Consider the following 17741-nt stretch of genomic DNA (forward strand, 5'->3'; position numbering starts at 1 on the left):
GATGAAAATTAAAAATACAGTAACGTTACTGCTCTTTCTGACAAGTTTTTCTTTTTTTGCACAAAACAACAAAACAGACGAGAAACGAGAGAAAATTAAAGCTTTCAAAGTTTCATTTTTGACAACTGAATTAGAGCTGACTCCAACAGAGGCCGAAAAATTTTGGCCAATTTACAATGCTTATGACGATAGACAATTCGAATTAAGGCATTTAAAGATGAAAACATACCTTAACAAACTAGATGATGACAATCTCAGTTCAATGACAGAAAAAGAATCTGTTGCATTGCTTTCACAAATGGAAATCACAGACAAAGAACTTTTTCAGTTAAAAGAAAAATACATGTCAAATCTAAAAAAGGTGCTTTCGGCAAAAAAAATACTTAAGCTTAAAAAATCAGAAGACGATTTTAATCGAAAATTACTGCAGCAATACCGCGATAAAGCAGCAAAAGATTAAATCTTTTACAATAACAACAGCGATAAGAACCCTATATAATAATACTTACTTTATTATTTAGGGTTCTTATTATTTTTAGTAGAAACTATTTTAATTATTTAAAACGAAGTCTTGCTAAAATATTATAGCCTGAAGCAATTGCCGTATTCTTATTGATAAAACGAATACTGAAAAATCTTGTAGTTGGAGATAACTGAACCCAGCTCGCGCCACCATCTGTTGTGTAGTAAATTCCTGTTGACCCTACAGATACGAGTTCTTGACCGTTTCCGCCAGGAACATACTGTATACAAGAAGAATATCCAAAACCTTGTCCCTGCCCGATTAATTCCCAAGTTTTTCCGCCATCTTTGGTGAACGCTTTATTGTCTGAGTTTTTTTCAGGTTCGTCAAAATTTCCTCCAGCAATAAATCCTTGTTTTTCATCAAAAAAGTCTGCAGTAAAAATACCGGTCATTTGTTGACCTTGAACGATTGGCGTATCTATTGCCTTCCACGTTTTTCCTTTGTCTGGAGAATAAAACACTCTTGATTTTTTTCCTCCAGAAACCAGCCAGGTGTCATTTCCTTTAACTACGATATTGGTATTACTAGATGCAAAAGCGGCTTCTCCCTGAGCGTTAGTAGGAAGTTTATCTGATAAAAGTTTAGTCCAAGTTTCTCCGCCATCACGGGTTATGATAACCGAAAAAGTATCTTCTGTAGGATCTCCTACAGCAATTCCTTCTTTTTCATTCCAAAACTGCATACTATCATAAAACACTTTCGAATTTACTTCTTTATAAACCAATTTTACTTTTTGCGTTTTTTTGTCTACTTGATATAATAAAGCTGGATTACCGATACTTAATAAAAAAACGCTTTTTTGAGTTTGAGCAATACTTCTAAACTCCAATTTAAGCGTATCGCGATAGATATGTTCTTCGAATTTTTGGTTTTTATCGAGGTCGTAATAGCCGAAACGAGAATTATCAGCGCCATACCAAACTCTGTTTTTATCAATTGAAATGGCACGAATGCTGATTCTGTCCTTAATCAATGTATCAACTTCAACAACTGAAAACCAATTATTAAACTTCACCAAATCTTTACAGACAGGAGATTTAAAAGACATCAACAAAGCGAAAGCGCCAAAACATAGTATTATTTTTTTCATAATAAATAAAAAATTTAGGGTTTTGCTAAAATACAATTATTTACAACATCTAAAATTTATTTTATGTTTTTTTCTGGCACAGTAATTGAATATTCCACAATATTAAACTTTAATATGATTTGCCATGAAAGCCAAATTACTTTTTTTAGCCCTGCTTACTTTAGGTTTTAGCTCATCAAAATTGCAAAGCCAAACTACTGTATACGCAAAGAATTCAGATATTAGTGATAATTTAGATTTAAGAGCCGTTGCCTCTATTTTTGGAGAATCAGCAAATCTTCAAGATTTCGAAAGACGATTAAATGATCCGAAATATCAGTTATCAAACCTTGACTTAAATGGTGACGATGAAGTAGATTATCTTCGAGTAATCGAGAGTGTAGAAGACAGAACTCATGTTGTAATTATTCAGGCTGTACTTGACCGTGATGTATATCAAGATGTTGCCACTATAGATGTCGAAAGAGACAATTACAACAAAGTAAGTGTTCAGGTAGTTGGGAACTCTTATTTATATGGTGCCAACTATATTTATGAGCCTGTTTACAATGTGGCTCCTGTAATTTACACCTCTTTCTGGGTTACCAATTACAGACCTTATTATTCAACTTGGTATTGGGGATACTATCCAACGTATTACACCACATGGAGACCTTACCCAGTTTATAGATACAGAAACAACATCAATATCTGTATCAACGTAAACAACCATTACAATTATGTAAATGTTAGAAGAAGCTACAGAGCTCCTGTAATTTATGAAACAAGACGTTCTTATGGTTACGAAAAAATTCGTCCGAACTATAGTTTTGCTCAAAGACATTCGAATATAAACAACAGATATGAACTAGATCAAAGACGAGTTGCAAACAGAGAAAGCAACAGAAACAGCTATAACACAAACAGAAACAATTCTTCTAGATCAAATTCGTACGAAAACAGAAACAATAACAGAACGTATGCTGATAACAGAAACAATTCTTCTAGAACTTCTGGCGATAGAAACTACAATTCGAACCGTCCGACTGTAAACAGAGACAATACAGCAAAACCAAATAATCCTGTTCGCGTTGAAAACAGTCCGAGAACTAAATCTAGAAATGACAATAGAAGTTATTCTGAAAACAGATCAAATACGCCAAGAGTTGAAAGTGCTCCAAGAACAGAAACGAGAACAGAATCGCGAACAAATGGTTCAAACGAAAACAGAATGAATTCACAGCGAGCTTCAAACAATCAAAAATCTGAGCCATCAAGAGGTTATTCTGAAAGTAGATCTTCAAATGAAAGCAGATCAAACTCTGCAAGACCGCAGCAAACAATGCAGCGTTCAGAATCTCCTAGAGTAAGCCCAGAATCTAGAGGTGGCGGACAGCCGCAGAGAGATAATAGCTCTAATTCTAGAGGCGGTGGCGGCAGAAGAGGTTAACAATATTTAGTAAAATTAAAAGCACAATTTTTAGGATTGTGCTTTTTTTTATCTTTTTAATTATAATTGACGCTAATTTGTTTTAAAACAGTAAATTTGCAACCGTCTTTTATAAAAACACACATGAGCGCATCGCATAAAAACTTACATAGTAAGTTGACTATAGGGGGTTTATTGATTACATTAGGGATAATATACGGAGACATAGGAACTTCTCCATTGTACGTAATGAAGGCCATTCTTGGCGAACACAGCATAAATGCAGATATTGTTTTAGGAGGTATATCGTGTGTTTTCTGGACCTTGACTTTACAAACTACACTAAAATATGTACTTATTACCTTAAGTGCTGACAACCATGGCGAAGGAGGAATTTTTGCCTTGTACGCACTAGTTAAAAAGACAAAGATTCAATGGCTCATAGTGCCAGCAATTATTGGAGGAAGCGCACTTCTCGCGGATGGTATCATTACACCTCCAATCTCGATTTCTTCTGCAGTTGAAGGAATTAGGGCGTTTTATCCAACCATGAAAACCCAAACCATTGTTTATATTGTAATTAGCATTTTATTTGTCTTATTTACCATTCAGCAATTTGGAACTAAACTTGTAGGTAAGTTTTTTGCTCCAATGATGATGATTTGGTTTGCGATGCTGGGAACACTAGGAGCTATTCAGATTATCAATTTCCCTGAAGTTATCAAGGCCATAAATCCTTATTATGCTTATCATTTACTTTCTATTCATCCTGATGGCTTCTTTGTTCTTGGATTTGTATTTTTATGTACAACTGGAGCCGAAGCTCTTTATTCTGACATGGGACACTGTGGCAGAAAAAACATCAGAATCAGCTGGATTTTTGTTAAGACAACTCTTGTTTTGAATTATTTCGGACAAGCAGCTTACTTAATTCATCACGAAGGAAGTACTTTACAACAATTGGGTGGAGAAAATGGCAATCCGTTTTATTTAATAATGCCGCATTGGTTTTTACCATTCGGAATTGTAGTAGCAACTTTAGCTGCTGTAATAGCATCTCAGGCATTGATTAGCGGTTCGTTTACTTTGATCAACGAGGCAATGCGTTTGAATTTCTGGCCTAAAGTAAAAATCAAATATCCTACAGAAGTAAAAGGTCAATTGTACATTCCTTCAATTAACTGGTTATTATTTTTTGGTTGTGTTGGAATTGTTTTACACTTCGAAAAATCAGGAAATATGGAACATGCTTACGGTTTGGCCATTATTCTTTGTATGATTATGACCACGATTCTTTTGAATTATTATTTGATTATGAAGCGTGTAAAACTGTACTTTATGGTACCGCTGATTACCATTTACTTAGTAATCGAATTTAGTTTCCTTTTCGCCAATATCACCAAATTTGCCGAAGGAGGTTATGTAACTTTGATTATTGCCAGCTTATTGATTTCGGTAATGACAATCTGGTATTTGGCTAAGAAAATCAACAAGAATTACACTAAAGTAGTTAAGATTGACGATTACAAACAAGTTTTAGTAGAATTAAGTCAAGATTTATCAATTCCAAAATACGCGACACATTTGGTTTACATGACAAATGCAAATCGTGTAGATGAACTGGAGGAAAAAATCATCTACTCTATCCTTCAAAAACGTCCGAAAAGAGCCGATATCTATTGGTTTGTTCACGTTAACATTTTGACCGAACCTTATAAAACACAATATAAAGTTACAGAAATCGCTAAGGATGACATCTACAGAATTGATTTCAATTTAGGTTTTAGAGAACCAACCAAAATCAATTTGATGTTTAGAGAAGTAATCAAAGACATGGTAAAACGCGGCGAAGTTGATATTACTAGCCGTTATGAGTCTTTAAACAAAAACAATATTATCGGAGACTTCAAATTTGTATTGTCTGAGAAATTCCTTTCGAATGATAACGATTTAAGATGGCACGAAAACATCATCATGAACTCTTATTTCTTTATCAAAAAACTGAGTTTGTCTGAGGAAAGAGCTTTTGGCTTAGACAGCAGTTCTGTTAAAGTAGAGAAATTCCCAATGGTGCTTCATGCTCCAGAAAATATTGGATTAACGCGTATAGTTTCTAAAGAATAAAAGCTTCCAAAATATTTCAAAAAAAACACTCTTTATTAGAGTGTTTTTTCTTTTAATGAGAATCAAAAATAAGATTCAGTATTAAAAATTTAACTTTCAATCAATTAATACTACCTTTGCACTTCAAATTAATAAAATGAGATTACACAGAAATTTAGTTTATACGACAATTGATTCTTTGAATGCTATTTTCAATGAAGGAGAATATGCAGACAAAGTTGTAGCTAGAGCATTAAAAAAAGACAAACGTTGGGGAAGTTCTGACCGTAAATTTGTTGCTGAAACCATATATGAGATTGTTCGATGGAAACGATTATACGCTGAAATTGCAGAAGTTAAGGAACCTTATGACAGAGATAATTTATGGAGAATGTTTGCCGTTTGGGCTGTTCTTCGCGGTTATCCAATTCCAGATTGGAGACAATTGGAAGGAACTCCAGAAAGAAAAATAAAAGGCCGTTTTGACGAATTATCTAAAAATAGAGCGCTAAAAGAATCTATTCCAGACTGGATGGACGAATTGGGCTTAAAAGAATTAGGTGAAAAAGTTTGGTCAAAAGAAATTGCTGCTCAGAATCAGCCGGCAAAAGTTATCTTAAGAACTAACACTTTAAAAGGAACTAAAGAAAGCCTTCGAAACACTTTAATGGATTTGAATATTGAAACAGAATATTTAAAAGACCAGCCAGAAGCTCTTGTCTTAAAAGAAAGAGCGAATGTATTTTTAACTGATGCTTTTAAACAAGGTCTTTTTGAAGTTCAAGATGCCAACTCACAATTAGTTGCAGGATTTCTGGACGTAAAACCAGGAATGCGCGTAGTGGATACTTGTGCTGGTGCTGGTGGAAAAACATTGCACATGGCTTCTTTAATGGAAAACAAAGGACAGTTGATTGCAATGGATTTGTATGAAAGTAAATTAAAGCAATTAAAACTAAGAGCCAAAAGAAACGGCGCTTTCAATATTGAATATCGTATTATTGACAGCACAAAAGTGATAAAAAAACTACACGAAAAAGCGGATCGTGTTTTAATTGATGCACCTTGTAGCGGATTAGGAGTTTTAAAAAGAAATCCAGATTCTAAATGGAAATTACAGCCTGAATTTATCGATAATATCCGTAAAGTTCAAAGCGAAGTTTTAGAGAGTTATTCTAAAATTGTAAAACCAGGTGGTAAATTAGTTTATGCAACTTGTTCTGTATTGCCATCAGAAAATCAAGAGCAGGTAGAGAAATTCTTAAAAACAGAAATCGGACAACAATTTACTTTTATCGAAGATCGCAAAATGCTGGCTTCAGAATCTGGTTTTGACGGGTTCTATATGGCATTGATGGAACGCAAGAAATAAATTCCAATACTCAAATTCCAGATTCCAATTTGTTTTGGAATGACTCGATACTAAAAATCCAAATTCCAATTTTAAACTTGGAATTTGGATTTTTTATTTTTATTGCCCTTTCGCATCAACTTTGTCAAAGTTTGGAATTCGGAATTTAAAATATTGGAATTTACGACTGTAAAGTTGGTTTACGGAGTAGTTTTCCATTTTCATTTTCTTTGAATTTAGAAACAAAAATAATTTCTTTTGGTTTTTCATATTTTCCCAAAACATCAAAAAAGCCAGCAGGAAAATCCTGTTTTTCTCCTTCAATAACCAAAACTAATTTCTCTCCCAAAGTAGTATCTGGAAGTCCTGTTACAAAGAATCTATCGTTTATTTTTCCAATCAATTTGGCTTCGATTTGTTCTGGAATCAGCTTTACTCCTCCACTATTGATTACGTTGTCTATTCGTCCAAGAAATACAAATTGATGGTCATTTCTTAATTCAACCAAATCATTTGTTATAATTGGCCCATCAGAAATTGTCGATACATTTATTACCAAACACTCACGGTCATCCTGAGCTATTTTTACATTCGGCAGAACAGAAAAAACAGAATCTCCCAAACGTTTAGCCGCAATATGCGTAATGGTTTCGGTCATTCCGTAAGTTTCATAAATTTCGGTTTTAAGCGGCAAAAGCCTTTCTTCAAGAGAAGAATCAAGTTTTGCACCGCCAATAATCAATTTTCGTACAGCTCCTAATTTATCGATAGAGTTCTGAACCTGTAAAGGAACCATCGCTGCAAAATCGTAAACCGTTTTATTGAGCTCTAGCGGATGCAGACTTGGCGAAACAACATCCAATTCTAAACCTAGAATCAAACTACGCACCAGCATCATTTTTCCCGCAATAAACTGCGTCGGCAGACATAATAAAGCTCTGTTTCCTGGCCTTAATCCAAAAAAATCCCCCGTTGCAAGAGCAGAATAAATCATGGCTTTTTTTTCTAAACGCACCAATTTCGGCAATCCGGTAGTGCCGGATGTCGTCATTTCGATATATTCTTTTTCATCAAACCAATCCAGAAAAAACTCGCCGATTGACTGTTCGTAGGCATCTCCTTCTTTAATGAAACTATATCCGACACGGCATAAATCTTTTGCATTTAAATGATATCCATTTAATTTAAAATAATTATGAACGTTTTTATGATTTAAATTTAACATGATTTTCAAATTTATTAATATTTCCACTAAGTTTTTCTTTCCAATTTTTCCAGCCGTATTTTCTGCTGAAAATAAAAAGCAAAATCGGATAAATGATTAACACCGGAAGAATTACGTCTAATCCGGCAGACGGTTCTGAACGATCGATAAAAATTGAATGAGTCTGAAAAACAGTCCAATCTGATGTTACTAATAACGCTCCAACAAGATTATTTGCCGCATGAAAACCTAGTGCCAGCTCCATTCCTTCATCCATTAAAGTAATAATCCCCAAGAACAAACCTGTTCCTATATAATAAACCATTATGATTTTTCCCATTTTGGCAACTTCTGGATTAAAAATATGCATCGTGCCAAAAATTACAGACGTCATAAGAAGCGGAAACCATCTATTGTACGAAAGATTGGCAAATCCTTGCATTAAATATCCTCTAAAAACATATTCTTCTGTACTGGTCTGAATGGGAATCAGAAGCGAAGCAATCACAATCAGAATTAAAAAAGGAATTAAATTAAAATTGAATACAAAATGTTCTGGAGACTTTAAATACACAAACAAAAAACTAACAATTGAAAAGAGAGACCACAAAAAAAATGAAAACCAAATTCTTTTCCAGTCAACTTTTGTACGCGATGTTGTTATCGACAATATGGTCTGATGGTGAATATATTTTACAACAAAATAAATTCCGACAAAGGCAAAAACAAACGATATCATTACGAGAAACAAGGTCATATTAGACTCGAACATCTTCATAACCTCTTCATCAGTTGTGGGGAAAGGCTTGTTTTCAACAAAACTCTTGTAAAGTACCGCTGCAGAAAGCGGAATTTGTCCTATAAATGATGCCGCAATGATAAAAACAGACCCTAAAAGGTATTTCCAAAAATCATTTTCAGGTTTTATTCCTTGTTCTAAAAACATATTTTAAAATTTTAAATAGGAGGGTTCAAATTTTATAAGTTAATCTTATTTTTGACAATGCTAAAATACCGTTTTTTTAGCTTAGCGTTTTTACCATTTCTTAAATATAACAAAATGATACAAATTTACCATAATCCGAGATGCGGAAAATCTAGAAACTGTTTGGCTTTTATTGAAAACACAAAGCAGGAATTTGAAGTTATTCCGTATCTAACACAAAATCCTTCTTTTGACGAATTACAAACTTTATTGCAGCAGCTTGATTTAAAACCACTACAATTAATTCGAACCAAAGAAAAAATATGGATTGAAAACTACAAAGACAAATCACTAACTGATGATGAAATTGTGCAGGCAATGGTCGAAAATCCAATTTTGATTGAAAGACCAATCGTTGTAAAAAACGGAAAAGCCATAATTGGACGAGATTTAGAAGCAGTTGCTGGCTTTTTAGAATAGCTCTAAAATATCATGTTAACATTTTTTTGTGATTTTCTAAATTAAACCAAAAGCTACTTTTACGGTCTAAAAGAAAAAGAAACCAAAAAAATGAAACAATTTAAATTTGCTGTATTGCTTGTATTCTTATTTACAAGCATTTACAACTATTCACAAGAAGGCCCGGGTCCGAAAAGCAAAGTCAAGGTTACCGGAAAAGTTTTAGAAAAAGTTACCAAACAACCTCTGGAATATGCTACAATTTCGATTATGGCTCCAAACGATACCAAAGTTATTGCCGGCGGTATCACCAATCCAAAAGGAGAATTTGAAGTAGCGGTAGCTCCGGGTACCTACGATATCAAAATTGAATTTATTTCGTTTAAAGTGACCGAATTAAAACAGAAAAGCATTCAAGGCGACACCAATTTAGGTGTTGTAAATTTATCCGAAGATGCCGCTCAGTTAAATGAAGTTGTAGTACGTGCCGAGAAATCGACAGTAGACATTAAACTGGACAAAAAAGTTTACAACGTTGGTCAAGACATGATCGTAAAAGGCGGAAGCGTTAGCGATGTTTTAGACAATGTACCATCAGTTTCTGTTGATACTGAAGGAAATGTAAGCTTAAGAGGAAGTGACAACATCCGAATTCTGATTGACGGAAGACCTTCAAATGCTATCAATATGGCTGAGGCTTTACGACAACTTCCTGCAGATGCAATTGACAAAGTAGAAGTAATCACAAATCCATCTGCGCGTTACGATGCTGAAGGAGGTTCTGGAATTATCAATATCATTCTTAAAAAAGGAAAAAATCAAGGTTTCAACGGAACTTTTATAGCTTCTACGGGAATTCCGGAAACTTATGGTTTAAGTGGAAACCTAAATTATAAAACAGAAAAACTAAACTACTTTACTACTGCTGGTTACAATTACAGAACCAACGAAGGACGTGGCTTAACTAACTCTGAATACTTTAATCCAGACGGATCAACAAAAAATTACCTTGACGAAGATCGTGACACAAAAAGAACGCGAAATGGTTTTAATGCAAGAGGCGGTGTAGAATGGACAGTGGCTCCAAACACATTCTGGACCAACGCAATTAATTACCAAAAAAACAGCGGCGAAGATAGAGATCTTATCAATTATAACAATTTTGATGCAAATCGTAATTTCACTGGAGCAACTTACCGTTTAAACAATGGAGATACTGGAAGCGAAAACGTAGAATTTACGTCTAACTTAATCAAAAATTTCAACGACAAAGGACACAAACTTACGGCAGATTTGTCTATTTCACGAAATACTGATGACAGCAACAGTGCGATTTCGACATCACCAAATACAATCGTAAACTCAACTTTAAACGATCAAGTTCAGAAACAAGTTTTATTTCAGGCAGATTATGTTCTTCCGTTAGGAAAAGCAGGACAGTTTGAAGCAGGTTACAAAGGAAGTTTCGGCGATCTAAATAACGAATATTTTGTAACTGACGCACAAGGCGCAAAAGACACCAATCTTTCTAACAATTTAGAATACAAAGAAAACATTAATGCAATCTATACGCAGTACGGTTTTAAGGTAAATAAATTTTCATATTTATTTGGTCTACGTTGGGAAGACACAAATATTCAGGTGAACTTGTTAGATTCTAACGACTTTAACACTAAAAAATACAATAATTTATTCCCAAGTGCCTTCATCAGTTATGAAATCTCTGATCAGAGTAATTTTAACGTAAGCTACAGTAAACGTTTATCAAGACCAAGAGGACGTTTTATGAATCCTGCGGTTAATTATGCTAGTAACATTAATATCTTTCAAGGAAATCCTGACTTAGACCCATCTTTAACAGACAAATACGATGTTGGTTATATCAAAAGATGGACAAAAGTCACTTTTAGCACTTCTGCGTATTTTGAAGACACAAAAGATGTTTTCAGCTTTGTAAGAACTCCAACGGGAGAAGTGGTAGACGGAATTCCGGTTATCTTAAGCCGTCCGATCAACTTAGGAAAAGAACAGAAATTTGGTTTTGAATTTACTTTCAACTACACTCCATACAAATGGTGGAAATTAAACAGTAATTTCAACTTCTACAACGTAAATTCAACTGGAGAAAACAGCTATACTGATTTTGTAACTGGCGAAGTTATCACACAAAACCTTGACAATAAGGCCAATTCTTGGTTTGCAAGAGTAAGCTCGAAAGTTACCTTGCCATACAAAATTGACTGGCAGTTAACGGGTATGTACAATGGAGAGCAAAAAACTGCTCAAGGTAAAAACCTAGGTCAGTTCGGAATGAATACTTCTTTGAGCAAAGATGTGATGAAAGACAAAGGAACTATTGCCTTCAATATCAGCGACATTTTCAACTCAAGAGTTATGAAATCATATACTTATTTCTTAAACCAAACTTCTTATGGTGAAATGCAATGGCGTAGACGTCAATTCAATTTATCATTCACTTACCGTTTCAACAAACCAAAAGGCGAAAGAGATAAAAACGCACAACCTAAAAATGGTGGCGAAGAAGGTGGAGATTTTCCTGGATAAAGTTTATTAAAATTCCAATAAAGAAAATCCAATTTCCAATTTTGAATTCAATAATTAAAAAATCCAAATTCCAGTTAAACATGGAATTTGGATTTTTTTTATTGGAATTTGGAATTTATGTTTTGGAATTTCAAAAAAAAAAGGACTCGTAAAAACGGGTCCTTTCTTTTTTTGAAATCAGTTAGATTTTAACTGATTGTTCTTCTTGTCTTTTTTTGGCTCTTTTTTCTTTGAACATTTCCCAGCTAGCTCCCGTAACCCAATAAGATACGAAACCAACTAAGAAAAACATTAACCAAAACCCTATAGTAAGTATGGTTAAGAAAAGTAAAAAGCCTAAGTACTGTGAAAATTCAAACATGTTTTCCGGAATTTTGAATGTTACGGCAAATGTAAGCCTTATATTTTTTCTCAGCAATAAAATCTAAATCAATTTTCGTGAAATAACATTTATATGTATATTTATACTCATTTTAAATAAGCTTTTTTTTGAATGCGAATCCCTTTTAAATAAAGGCTTTTAAAAGATGCAAAATCTTTATATGAAGCAAAAACCTGCTGTACGCTATATTCCCGATAAACAAAAACTACGGCTAAAAAGCCTTGTTTTTCTAAATCGGGAGATGCCGCTTCCATCAGGGCTAGGCACTCATTTTCAAAAGAACGATAACAATAAACAACAAACCTTACATACAATGAAATACAGAATAGAAAAAGACACCATGGGTGAAGTTCAAGTTCCAGCCGATAAATATTGGGGTGCACAAACAGAACGTTCCAGAAATAATTTCAAAATCGGAGCAGCTGGTTCTATGCCATCAGAAATAATCGAAGGATTTGCCTACTTGAAAAAAGCAGCTGCTTATGCTAACTGTGACCTAGGAGTTTTATCAACCGAGAAAAGAGATGCAATCGCGGCAGTTTGCGACGAGATATTAGAAGGAAAATTAGACGATCAGTTTCCGCTTGTAATCTGGCAGACCGGCTCAGGAACACAAAGCAACATGAATGTCAATGAAGTAATTGCTAATCGCGCTCAAGTTCTTAAAGGCTTTGAAATCGGCGAAGGCGAGCAATTCATAAAAGCGAATGACGATGTAAACAAGTCACAATCGTCTAACGATACTTTTCCGACCGGAATGCATATTGCCGCTTATAAAATGGTAGTTGAAACCACGATTCCGGGAGTTGAAAAACTACATGCTACTTTAGTTTCTAAAGCAAACGAATTCAAAGATGTTGTAAAAATCGGACGTACGCATTTAATGGATGCTACTCCCCTTACCCTTGGTCAGGAAATTTCTGGATATGCCGCACAATTAGCTTTCGGGTTAAAAGCTTTAAAAAATACTTTATCTCATTTATCTGAAATCGCTCTTGGAGGAACTGCTGTAGGAACCGGCTTAAATACTCCAAAAGGATACGACGTAAAAGTTGCAGAATACATCGCAAAATTCACCAATCATCCTTTTGTAACTGCGGAAAATAAATTTGAAGCACTTGCCGCACACGATGCCATTGTTGAAACTCATGGCGCACTAAAACAATTAGCCGTTTCTTTAAATAAAATTGCAAACGATATTAGAATGCTGGCTTCTGGTCCGAGATCAGGAATTGGCGAAATTCATATCCCTGAAAATGAACCGGGTTCTTCTATCATGCCTGGAAAAGTAAATCCGACGCAATGTGAAGCGCTAACCATGGTTTGTGCCCAAGTTATCGGAAATGATATGGCGATAGCTGTGGGAGGCATGCAAGGACATTATGAACTGAATGTTTTTAAACCGATAATGGCCGCCAACTTTTTACAATCAGCAAGATTATTAGGCGATGCATGCGTTTCATTTGATGAACATTGCGCGCAAGGAATCGAGCCAAACCATAAACGAATCAAAGAATTAGTAGATAATTCTCTAATGCTGGTAACGGCCCTGAATACAAAAATAGGATATTACAAAGCTGCAGAAATCGCACAAACCGCGCATAAAAACGGAACAACATTAAAAGACGAAGCTGTACGCCTTGGCTATGTAACTCCTGAAGATTTTGATGCTTGGGTTAAGGCTGAGGATATGGTTTAGTTTTCTTGTTTCAAGTTTCAGGTTTCAAGTTTCAGGTTGAGATACTGAACAGATAAAAACAGTAACCAAAAAAGGGAGAAAATTTAAAATTTTCTCCCTTTTTTTAACTTGAAACCTGAAACTTGAAACAAAAAAACTACTTCCCATCCACATAATCCTGCAGATAGCTGAATCTTTCGGTCAGTTTTCCGTTTTCGGTTATTTTGGCACGTTTTAAGATTCCGTCTTTATCTCCATTAAAGAAAGCTGGAATCACATATTCCATAAATTGTTCTCCAAAACCTATACTCGAGTCTTTTGGTATTTCGCACGGCAGATTATCCACCGCCATTACTGTAACTGCAGCTGGATGAAAAAAATCTACTTCTCTGTCTTCTAAAGGATAATAGCCATAAAGCGGTTCTTCAATGGTAGAAGAGCGCACTGTGCAAGCAATTGGTCCATTTACATCGCATGAAATATCGGCAACCACTTTCAGTTTGCAGTCGCTTGCATTGAGCATTTCTTTCGTCAAAATCATTGGAGCATTATTGGCATAAAAATGTCCTGCAAAATAAATATCCGATACTTTGGTAAATCGTTCAAAATCTGAAACATATTCTTCCGGATGCGTTACAAAATCTCTAAAATCCAAAACTTGACCATCTTTACGTTTATTGTATTCCAATACATCAAGCTGAACATATACTGCCTGAGCGTAAGTCTTTGTCAGATAATTTTCTATTGTAATTTCCTTAATCTTGATTGCATCCAAAATTTCTTTTGCACCACTTCCAACTTTGCCGGTTCCTGTAACTACAAATTTCAGGGCTGGCATCGTAATACGTTTTAAATGTTTTATCAAATCCTCTTTCCCAGAAAGCGTTTCGGCTTTAGGCAGTTTAAACAATTCGAATTTTATTCCGAAAGCTCTAATTCCGTTATAAACTCCGACCATTCCGGCATATTTTCCAAAACCAATCAAACGACGGTCGTGTTCATCGACAATGGTTTCATGGTCATAAAGGTCAATATTCTTTTCAAGAATAGCTTGAAGCAGTTTTCTATTATGAGGTTGCTTTTTGATGGTGTGCGAAAAAAAGAAATACGACTTATTCGGAATCAAATTTTCTACTGGAACCTCTTTCACTCCAAACAAAACATCACAATCCGACACATCGTCGGTTACATTGAGCCCGATATTTTTATACTCAGAATCTGAAAAAATCCTGATATCAGAACGCTCCACTTCAACTGAAGCTTTAGGATAAAGTTGTTTCAATTTCGCCAGTTCATCTGGTGAAAATACGACTCTTCTGTCAGGCGGATTTTTTCTTTCTTTTAGTATTCCAAATTTCATTTAAACCAGATTTAAATATTAATTTATATAACTTTTTTATACGTATTTGTTCCAAATATAACAAATTTAGTTAAAATTTTCTTTCAAAAAAACATTTTAGAATGTTTAACAACTGTTAAGTATTGATAAACAAACAACTAAAAAAATAAATTGTTAAAAATTTGTTAACATACCCTTTCTACAGTCCTTTAAAATGCGAAAACATCAAAATTGAATTCGATATATTTGTTTTTAAAGAACGATGCAAATGATTTTCCTTAAAAAAACAAATATACCACAAATACTTTTCTCTGTCCTAGTTTTAAGTTCTTGTGGAAACGATAAAAAAATACAAACAGCTGAAAAACCAGCAATCGAAGATACTTTACCCAAAATGAAACCTTTAGGCGCAGAAACAAAGATTTCTCAAGCCTTTAAAAACTCTGTAACGGGCAGAATTAATCATTTTTACAATAAAAACTGGCCAAATAATAATATGAATGGTGGCTTTTTGGTCGCTAAAAATGGTCAAATTATTTTTGAAAGATATAATGGTTTTGCTGATAAAAATGATGGAACAAAAATAAATGCAGATACACCGCTTCATATCGCTTCTGTAAGCAAGGTGCTAACAGCTACTGCGGTTTTGAAATTGGCTAATGCCGGAAAAATAGAACTCGATCAGAAAGTAAATACTATTCTAAAAACTTTCCCATATCCAGATTGTACCATTAGAATGTTATTAGATCACCGAAGCGGAATGCGTAATTATGCTTATTTTACAGACCGAGACAAAACGATTTGGGACCGACACAACCAATTGACTAATAAGGATATTCTCGAAATTATGGCCACAAAAGATATCGGTTTGGAATCCAGAACTGGTACTCGTTTTGCTTACTGTAATACCAACTACGCTATGCTTGCGTTGATAATTGAAAAAATCACGGGTTTAAGCTACAAAGAAGCAATGACTAAAATGATTTTTAAGCCGTTAGGAATGACACATACTTTTGTTTTTGATTTTGAAAAAGACCGCAAAACAATCGTTCCTTCTTATAAAGGGTCTGGCGTAGAAATTGGTCTTGATTATATGGATGCGGTTTATGGTGATAAGAATATATTTTCGACACCTCGAGATTTACTGAAATTTGACCGCGCTCGAAATTCTCCTGATTTTCTGAAACCAGAATTGTTAAAACAAGTTTATGTGGGTTATAGCAATGAGCGAAAAGGCACCAAAAACTACGGCTTGGGAATCAGAATGATAAACTGGGAAACGGGACAGAATTTTTACTTCCATAATGGTTGGTGGCATGGCTATACTTCTTCTTACATTACTTTAATGAAAGAACAAGTAACGATAATCGCACTTTCTAATAAAATGACACGAAACACTTACGCAGTTCGTAAATTGGCTCCGATTTTTGGCGATTATCCTTTTAATTTTAAAGACGAAGAATAACCAAAATTTTCTGAAAATTTTAGTATAAACTAATTGCAAAAAGTCTAAATTTGCAAACTCATTTTTGGGGTCGACTGGTTTTGACAGCAAGTCGAGTTGGAAAGTAAGCACGTCGAGCATTGAGACCTTGCTCGTAAATATAAGATTTCACACTTTTAAACGGCGAAAATAATTACGCTTTAGCTGCATAATCTGAATCATAGTACGATTAGCCACGTCCCTACAAGGTAGGGAAGCTGGATTCTCCTAGAAAGCCTTGGTTTGTGGCGTTCTGTCAAGGGGAACCGTAAAAATAAACCTAGATTTTCATGAGCTTCGGGTGGATTTCGAAAATTAAGAAGATAAGTGTTGGGTGGTTGTTTCTGACCTAGCTCAACATCGAAAATTCAATCAGGAAATAAACGTGTAGAAAGCTCTTTAGCTGCTTGTTTGGACCCGGGTTCGATTCCCGGCGACTCCACAAAAAAGCCTGTAAACTATTTGTTTACAGGCTTTTTTAATAATTACATCTAAAATCAGGCTGCTATTCATCCTCTTAAGAAATCAACACAATAAAATATAAATTCAACAGAAGTAGATACTAATCTTTATAGGTCTTTCATTCCGGAAATGAATGATTCTTTTAAATATCTTCCTATCTGAACGTTCTTCAATTAGAATTTCATATGTCCAATTCTTCCAATCTTTTATTTAGCTTTTGTTCCTATAATAAGATAGAATTTTTAATGAAACTATCAGCTAATTTTTACATCATCCCTATATTCTCTTTTGCATCCATATCATACTAATTTCATATTCTTTAATTCTACCTATATTTTGAAAAAAACCACACTCTGCAAACCCCATTTTTTCATGAAAGTCAATGCTTGGTTTGTTTAAAGAAGATATATTAACGATTATTTCTTTAAATCCTTTTTCTTTCAATTCTGCAAAAAGGTAATTTAAAATTTTAGTTCCTAATCCTTTTCTTAGATAAGTTGGATTTAAAAAATATGTCAATTTTATTGTCTTATTAAAAATATTTTCTACTCGAAAAGGATACGCAATACCAAAACCTATAACTATTTCATCTTTCAAAACGACGCATCCTGTATATTGCATCCCCTCGTTTGTTAATTGAATAGCTTCATTATCTGTCATTAACTCATCAGAAAAAGTAAAAAGTGTATTTTGTACATAATAGTTATATATTCTCTGAATTTCTTTGTAATCCGAACATTTTATTTTTGCTATTCTCATAAAAACT

At 34.3% G+C, this 17741-nt stretch carries 15 protein-coding genes and 1 other RNA gene; 9 read left to right on the top strand and 7 right to left on the bottom strand.

Annotated elements, in window-relative coordinates; genetic code table 11:
* Window position 1 precedes the first annotated feature (1 nt).
* Window positions 2–460, top strand: coding sequence for a sensor of ECF-type sigma factor (locus ACFFLS_RS25580; protein ID WP_379682791.1), 459 nt, complete (start codon window positions 2–4; stop codon window positions 458–460).
* Between the two features lie 94 nt (window positions 461–554).
* Here ACFFLS_RS25580 and ACFFLS_RS25585 read toward each other — a convergent pair whose 3' ends face one another.
* Window positions 555–1616 (bottom strand): WD40/YVTN/BNR-like repeat-containing protein, encoded by a 1062-nt coding sequence (locus ACFFLS_RS25585; RefSeq protein ID WP_379682792.1) that lies wholly within the window; start codon window positions 1614–1616, stop codon window positions 555–557.
* 124 nt (window positions 1617–1740) lie between these two features.
* Between ACFFLS_RS25585 and ACFFLS_RS25590 the strand changes: the two genes are divergently transcribed.
* The 3 genes from ACFFLS_RS25590 to ACFFLS_RS25600 all read left to right on the top strand — a co-directional run bounded on the left by ACFFLS_RS25590 (window position 1741) and on the right by ACFFLS_RS25600 (window position 6499).
* Window positions 1741–3045 carry a hypothetical protein gene (locus tag ACFFLS_RS25590; RefSeq protein ID WP_379682793.1) on the top strand — a complete coding sequence of 435 codons (1305 nt, stop codon included), beginning with the start codon at window positions 1741–1743 and terminating at the stop codon, window positions 3043–3045.
* A gap of 123 nt (window positions 3046–3168) precedes the next feature.
* The gene (locus tag ACFFLS_RS25595; RefSeq protein WP_379682794.1) at window positions 3169–5148 is read left to right on the top strand and encodes a KUP/HAK/KT family potassium transporter; all 1980 of its coding nucleotides are present in this window, start codon (window positions 3169–3171) and stop codon (window positions 5146–5148) included.
* Window positions 5149–5284: 136 nt separating this feature from the next.
* Complete coding sequence (locus ACFFLS_RS25600; protein ID WP_379682795.1) at window positions 5285–6499, top strand: RsmB/NOP family class I SAM-dependent RNA methyltransferase; 1215 nt, start codon at window positions 5285–5287, stop codon at window positions 6497–6499.
* 160 nt (window positions 6500–6659) lie between these two features.
* Here the strand turns inward: ACFFLS_RS25600 and ACFFLS_RS25605 are convergent, their stop codons facing one another.
* On the bottom strand, window positions 6660–7703 hold the full coding sequence (locus tag ACFFLS_RS25605) for an AMP-binding protein (RefSeq protein ID WP_379682796.1): 1044 nt from the start codon (window positions 7701–7703) through the stop codon (window positions 6660–6662).
* Window positions 7684–8628: a CPBP family intramembrane glutamic endopeptidase gene (locus ACFFLS_RS25610; protein ID WP_379682797.1), complete on the bottom strand. Its 945-nt coding sequence runs from the start codon at window positions 8626–8628 to the stop codon at window positions 7684–7686. Before ACFFLS_RS25610 ends, ACFFLS_RS25605 begins: the two co-directional genes overlap by 20 nt.
* 114 nt (window positions 8629–8742) lie before the next feature.
* Between ACFFLS_RS25610 and arsC the strand changes: the two genes are divergently transcribed.
* Window positions 8743–9087, top strand: coding sequence for an arsenate reductase (glutaredoxin) (arsC, locus tag ACFFLS_RS25615; RefSeq protein ID WP_379682798.1), 345 nt, complete (start codon window positions 8743–8745; stop codon window positions 9085–9087).
* A 90-nt stretch (window positions 9088–9177) separates the two neighbouring features.
* The gene (locus ACFFLS_RS25620; RefSeq protein WP_379682799.1) at window positions 9178–11631 is read left to right on the top strand and encodes a TonB-dependent receptor; all 2454 of its coding nucleotides are present in this window, start codon (window positions 9178–9180) and stop codon (window positions 11629–11631) included.
* Window positions 11632–11812: 181 nt separating this feature from the next.
* Here ACFFLS_RS25620 and ACFFLS_RS25625 read toward each other — a convergent pair whose 3' ends face one another.
* Window positions 11813–11992 carry a hypothetical protein gene (locus ACFFLS_RS25625; protein ID WP_379682800.1) on the bottom strand — a complete coding sequence of 60 codons (180 nt, stop codon included), beginning with the start codon at window positions 11990–11992 and terminating at the stop codon, window positions 11813–11815.
* A 107-nt stretch (window positions 11993–12099) separates the two neighbouring features.
* Entirely contained in the window at window positions 12100–12327 is a 228-nt protein-coding gene (locus tag ACFFLS_RS25630; RefSeq protein ID WP_379682801.1) for a hypothetical protein, read from the bottom strand.
* Here ACFFLS_RS25630 and fumC point away from each other — a divergent pair.
* Window positions 12327–13712 carry a class II fumarate hydratase gene (fumC, locus tag ACFFLS_RS25635; RefSeq protein ID WP_379682802.1) on the top strand — a complete coding sequence of 462 codons (1386 nt, stop codon included), beginning with the start codon at window positions 12327–12329 and terminating at the stop codon, window positions 13710–13712. The two genes, ACFFLS_RS25630 and fumC, sit on opposite strands and share 1 nt — an antisense overlap.
* A gap of 136 nt (window positions 13713–13848) precedes the next feature.
* Here the strand turns inward: fumC and ACFFLS_RS25640 are convergent, their stop codons facing one another.
* Entirely contained in the window at window positions 13849–15051 is a 1203-nt protein-coding gene (locus ACFFLS_RS25640) for an NAD(P)-dependent oxidoreductase (protein ID WP_379682803.1), read from the bottom strand.
* Between the two features lie 241 nt (window positions 15052–15292).
* Between ACFFLS_RS25640 and ACFFLS_RS25645 the strand changes: the two genes are divergently transcribed.
* Both ACFFLS_RS25645 and ssrA read left to right on the top strand, forming a co-directional pair.
* The gene (locus tag ACFFLS_RS25645; RefSeq protein WP_379682804.1) at window positions 15293–16495 is read left to right on the top strand and encodes a serine hydrolase domain-containing protein; all 1203 of its coding nucleotides are present in this window, start codon (window positions 15293–15295) and stop codon (window positions 16493–16495) included.
* Between the two features lie 66 nt (window positions 16496–16561).
* Window positions 16562–16958, top strand: a transfer-messenger RNA (tmRNA) gene (gene ssrA / locus ACFFLS_RS25650).
* 293 nt (window positions 16959–17251) lie between these two features.
* Here the strand turns inward: ssrA and ACFFLS_RS25655 are convergent.
* Entirely contained in the window at window positions 17252–17734 is a 483-nt protein-coding gene (locus ACFFLS_RS25655; protein WP_379682805.1) for a GNAT family N-acetyltransferase, read from the bottom strand.
* Window positions 17735–17741: the final 7 nt, after the last annotated feature.

The organism is Flavobacterium procerum (genome assembly GCF_042431625.1).
In the GTDB taxonomy this organism is placed as follows: Bacteria; Bacteroidota; Bacteroidia; order Flavobacteriales; family Flavobacteriaceae; genus Flavobacterium; species Flavobacterium procerum.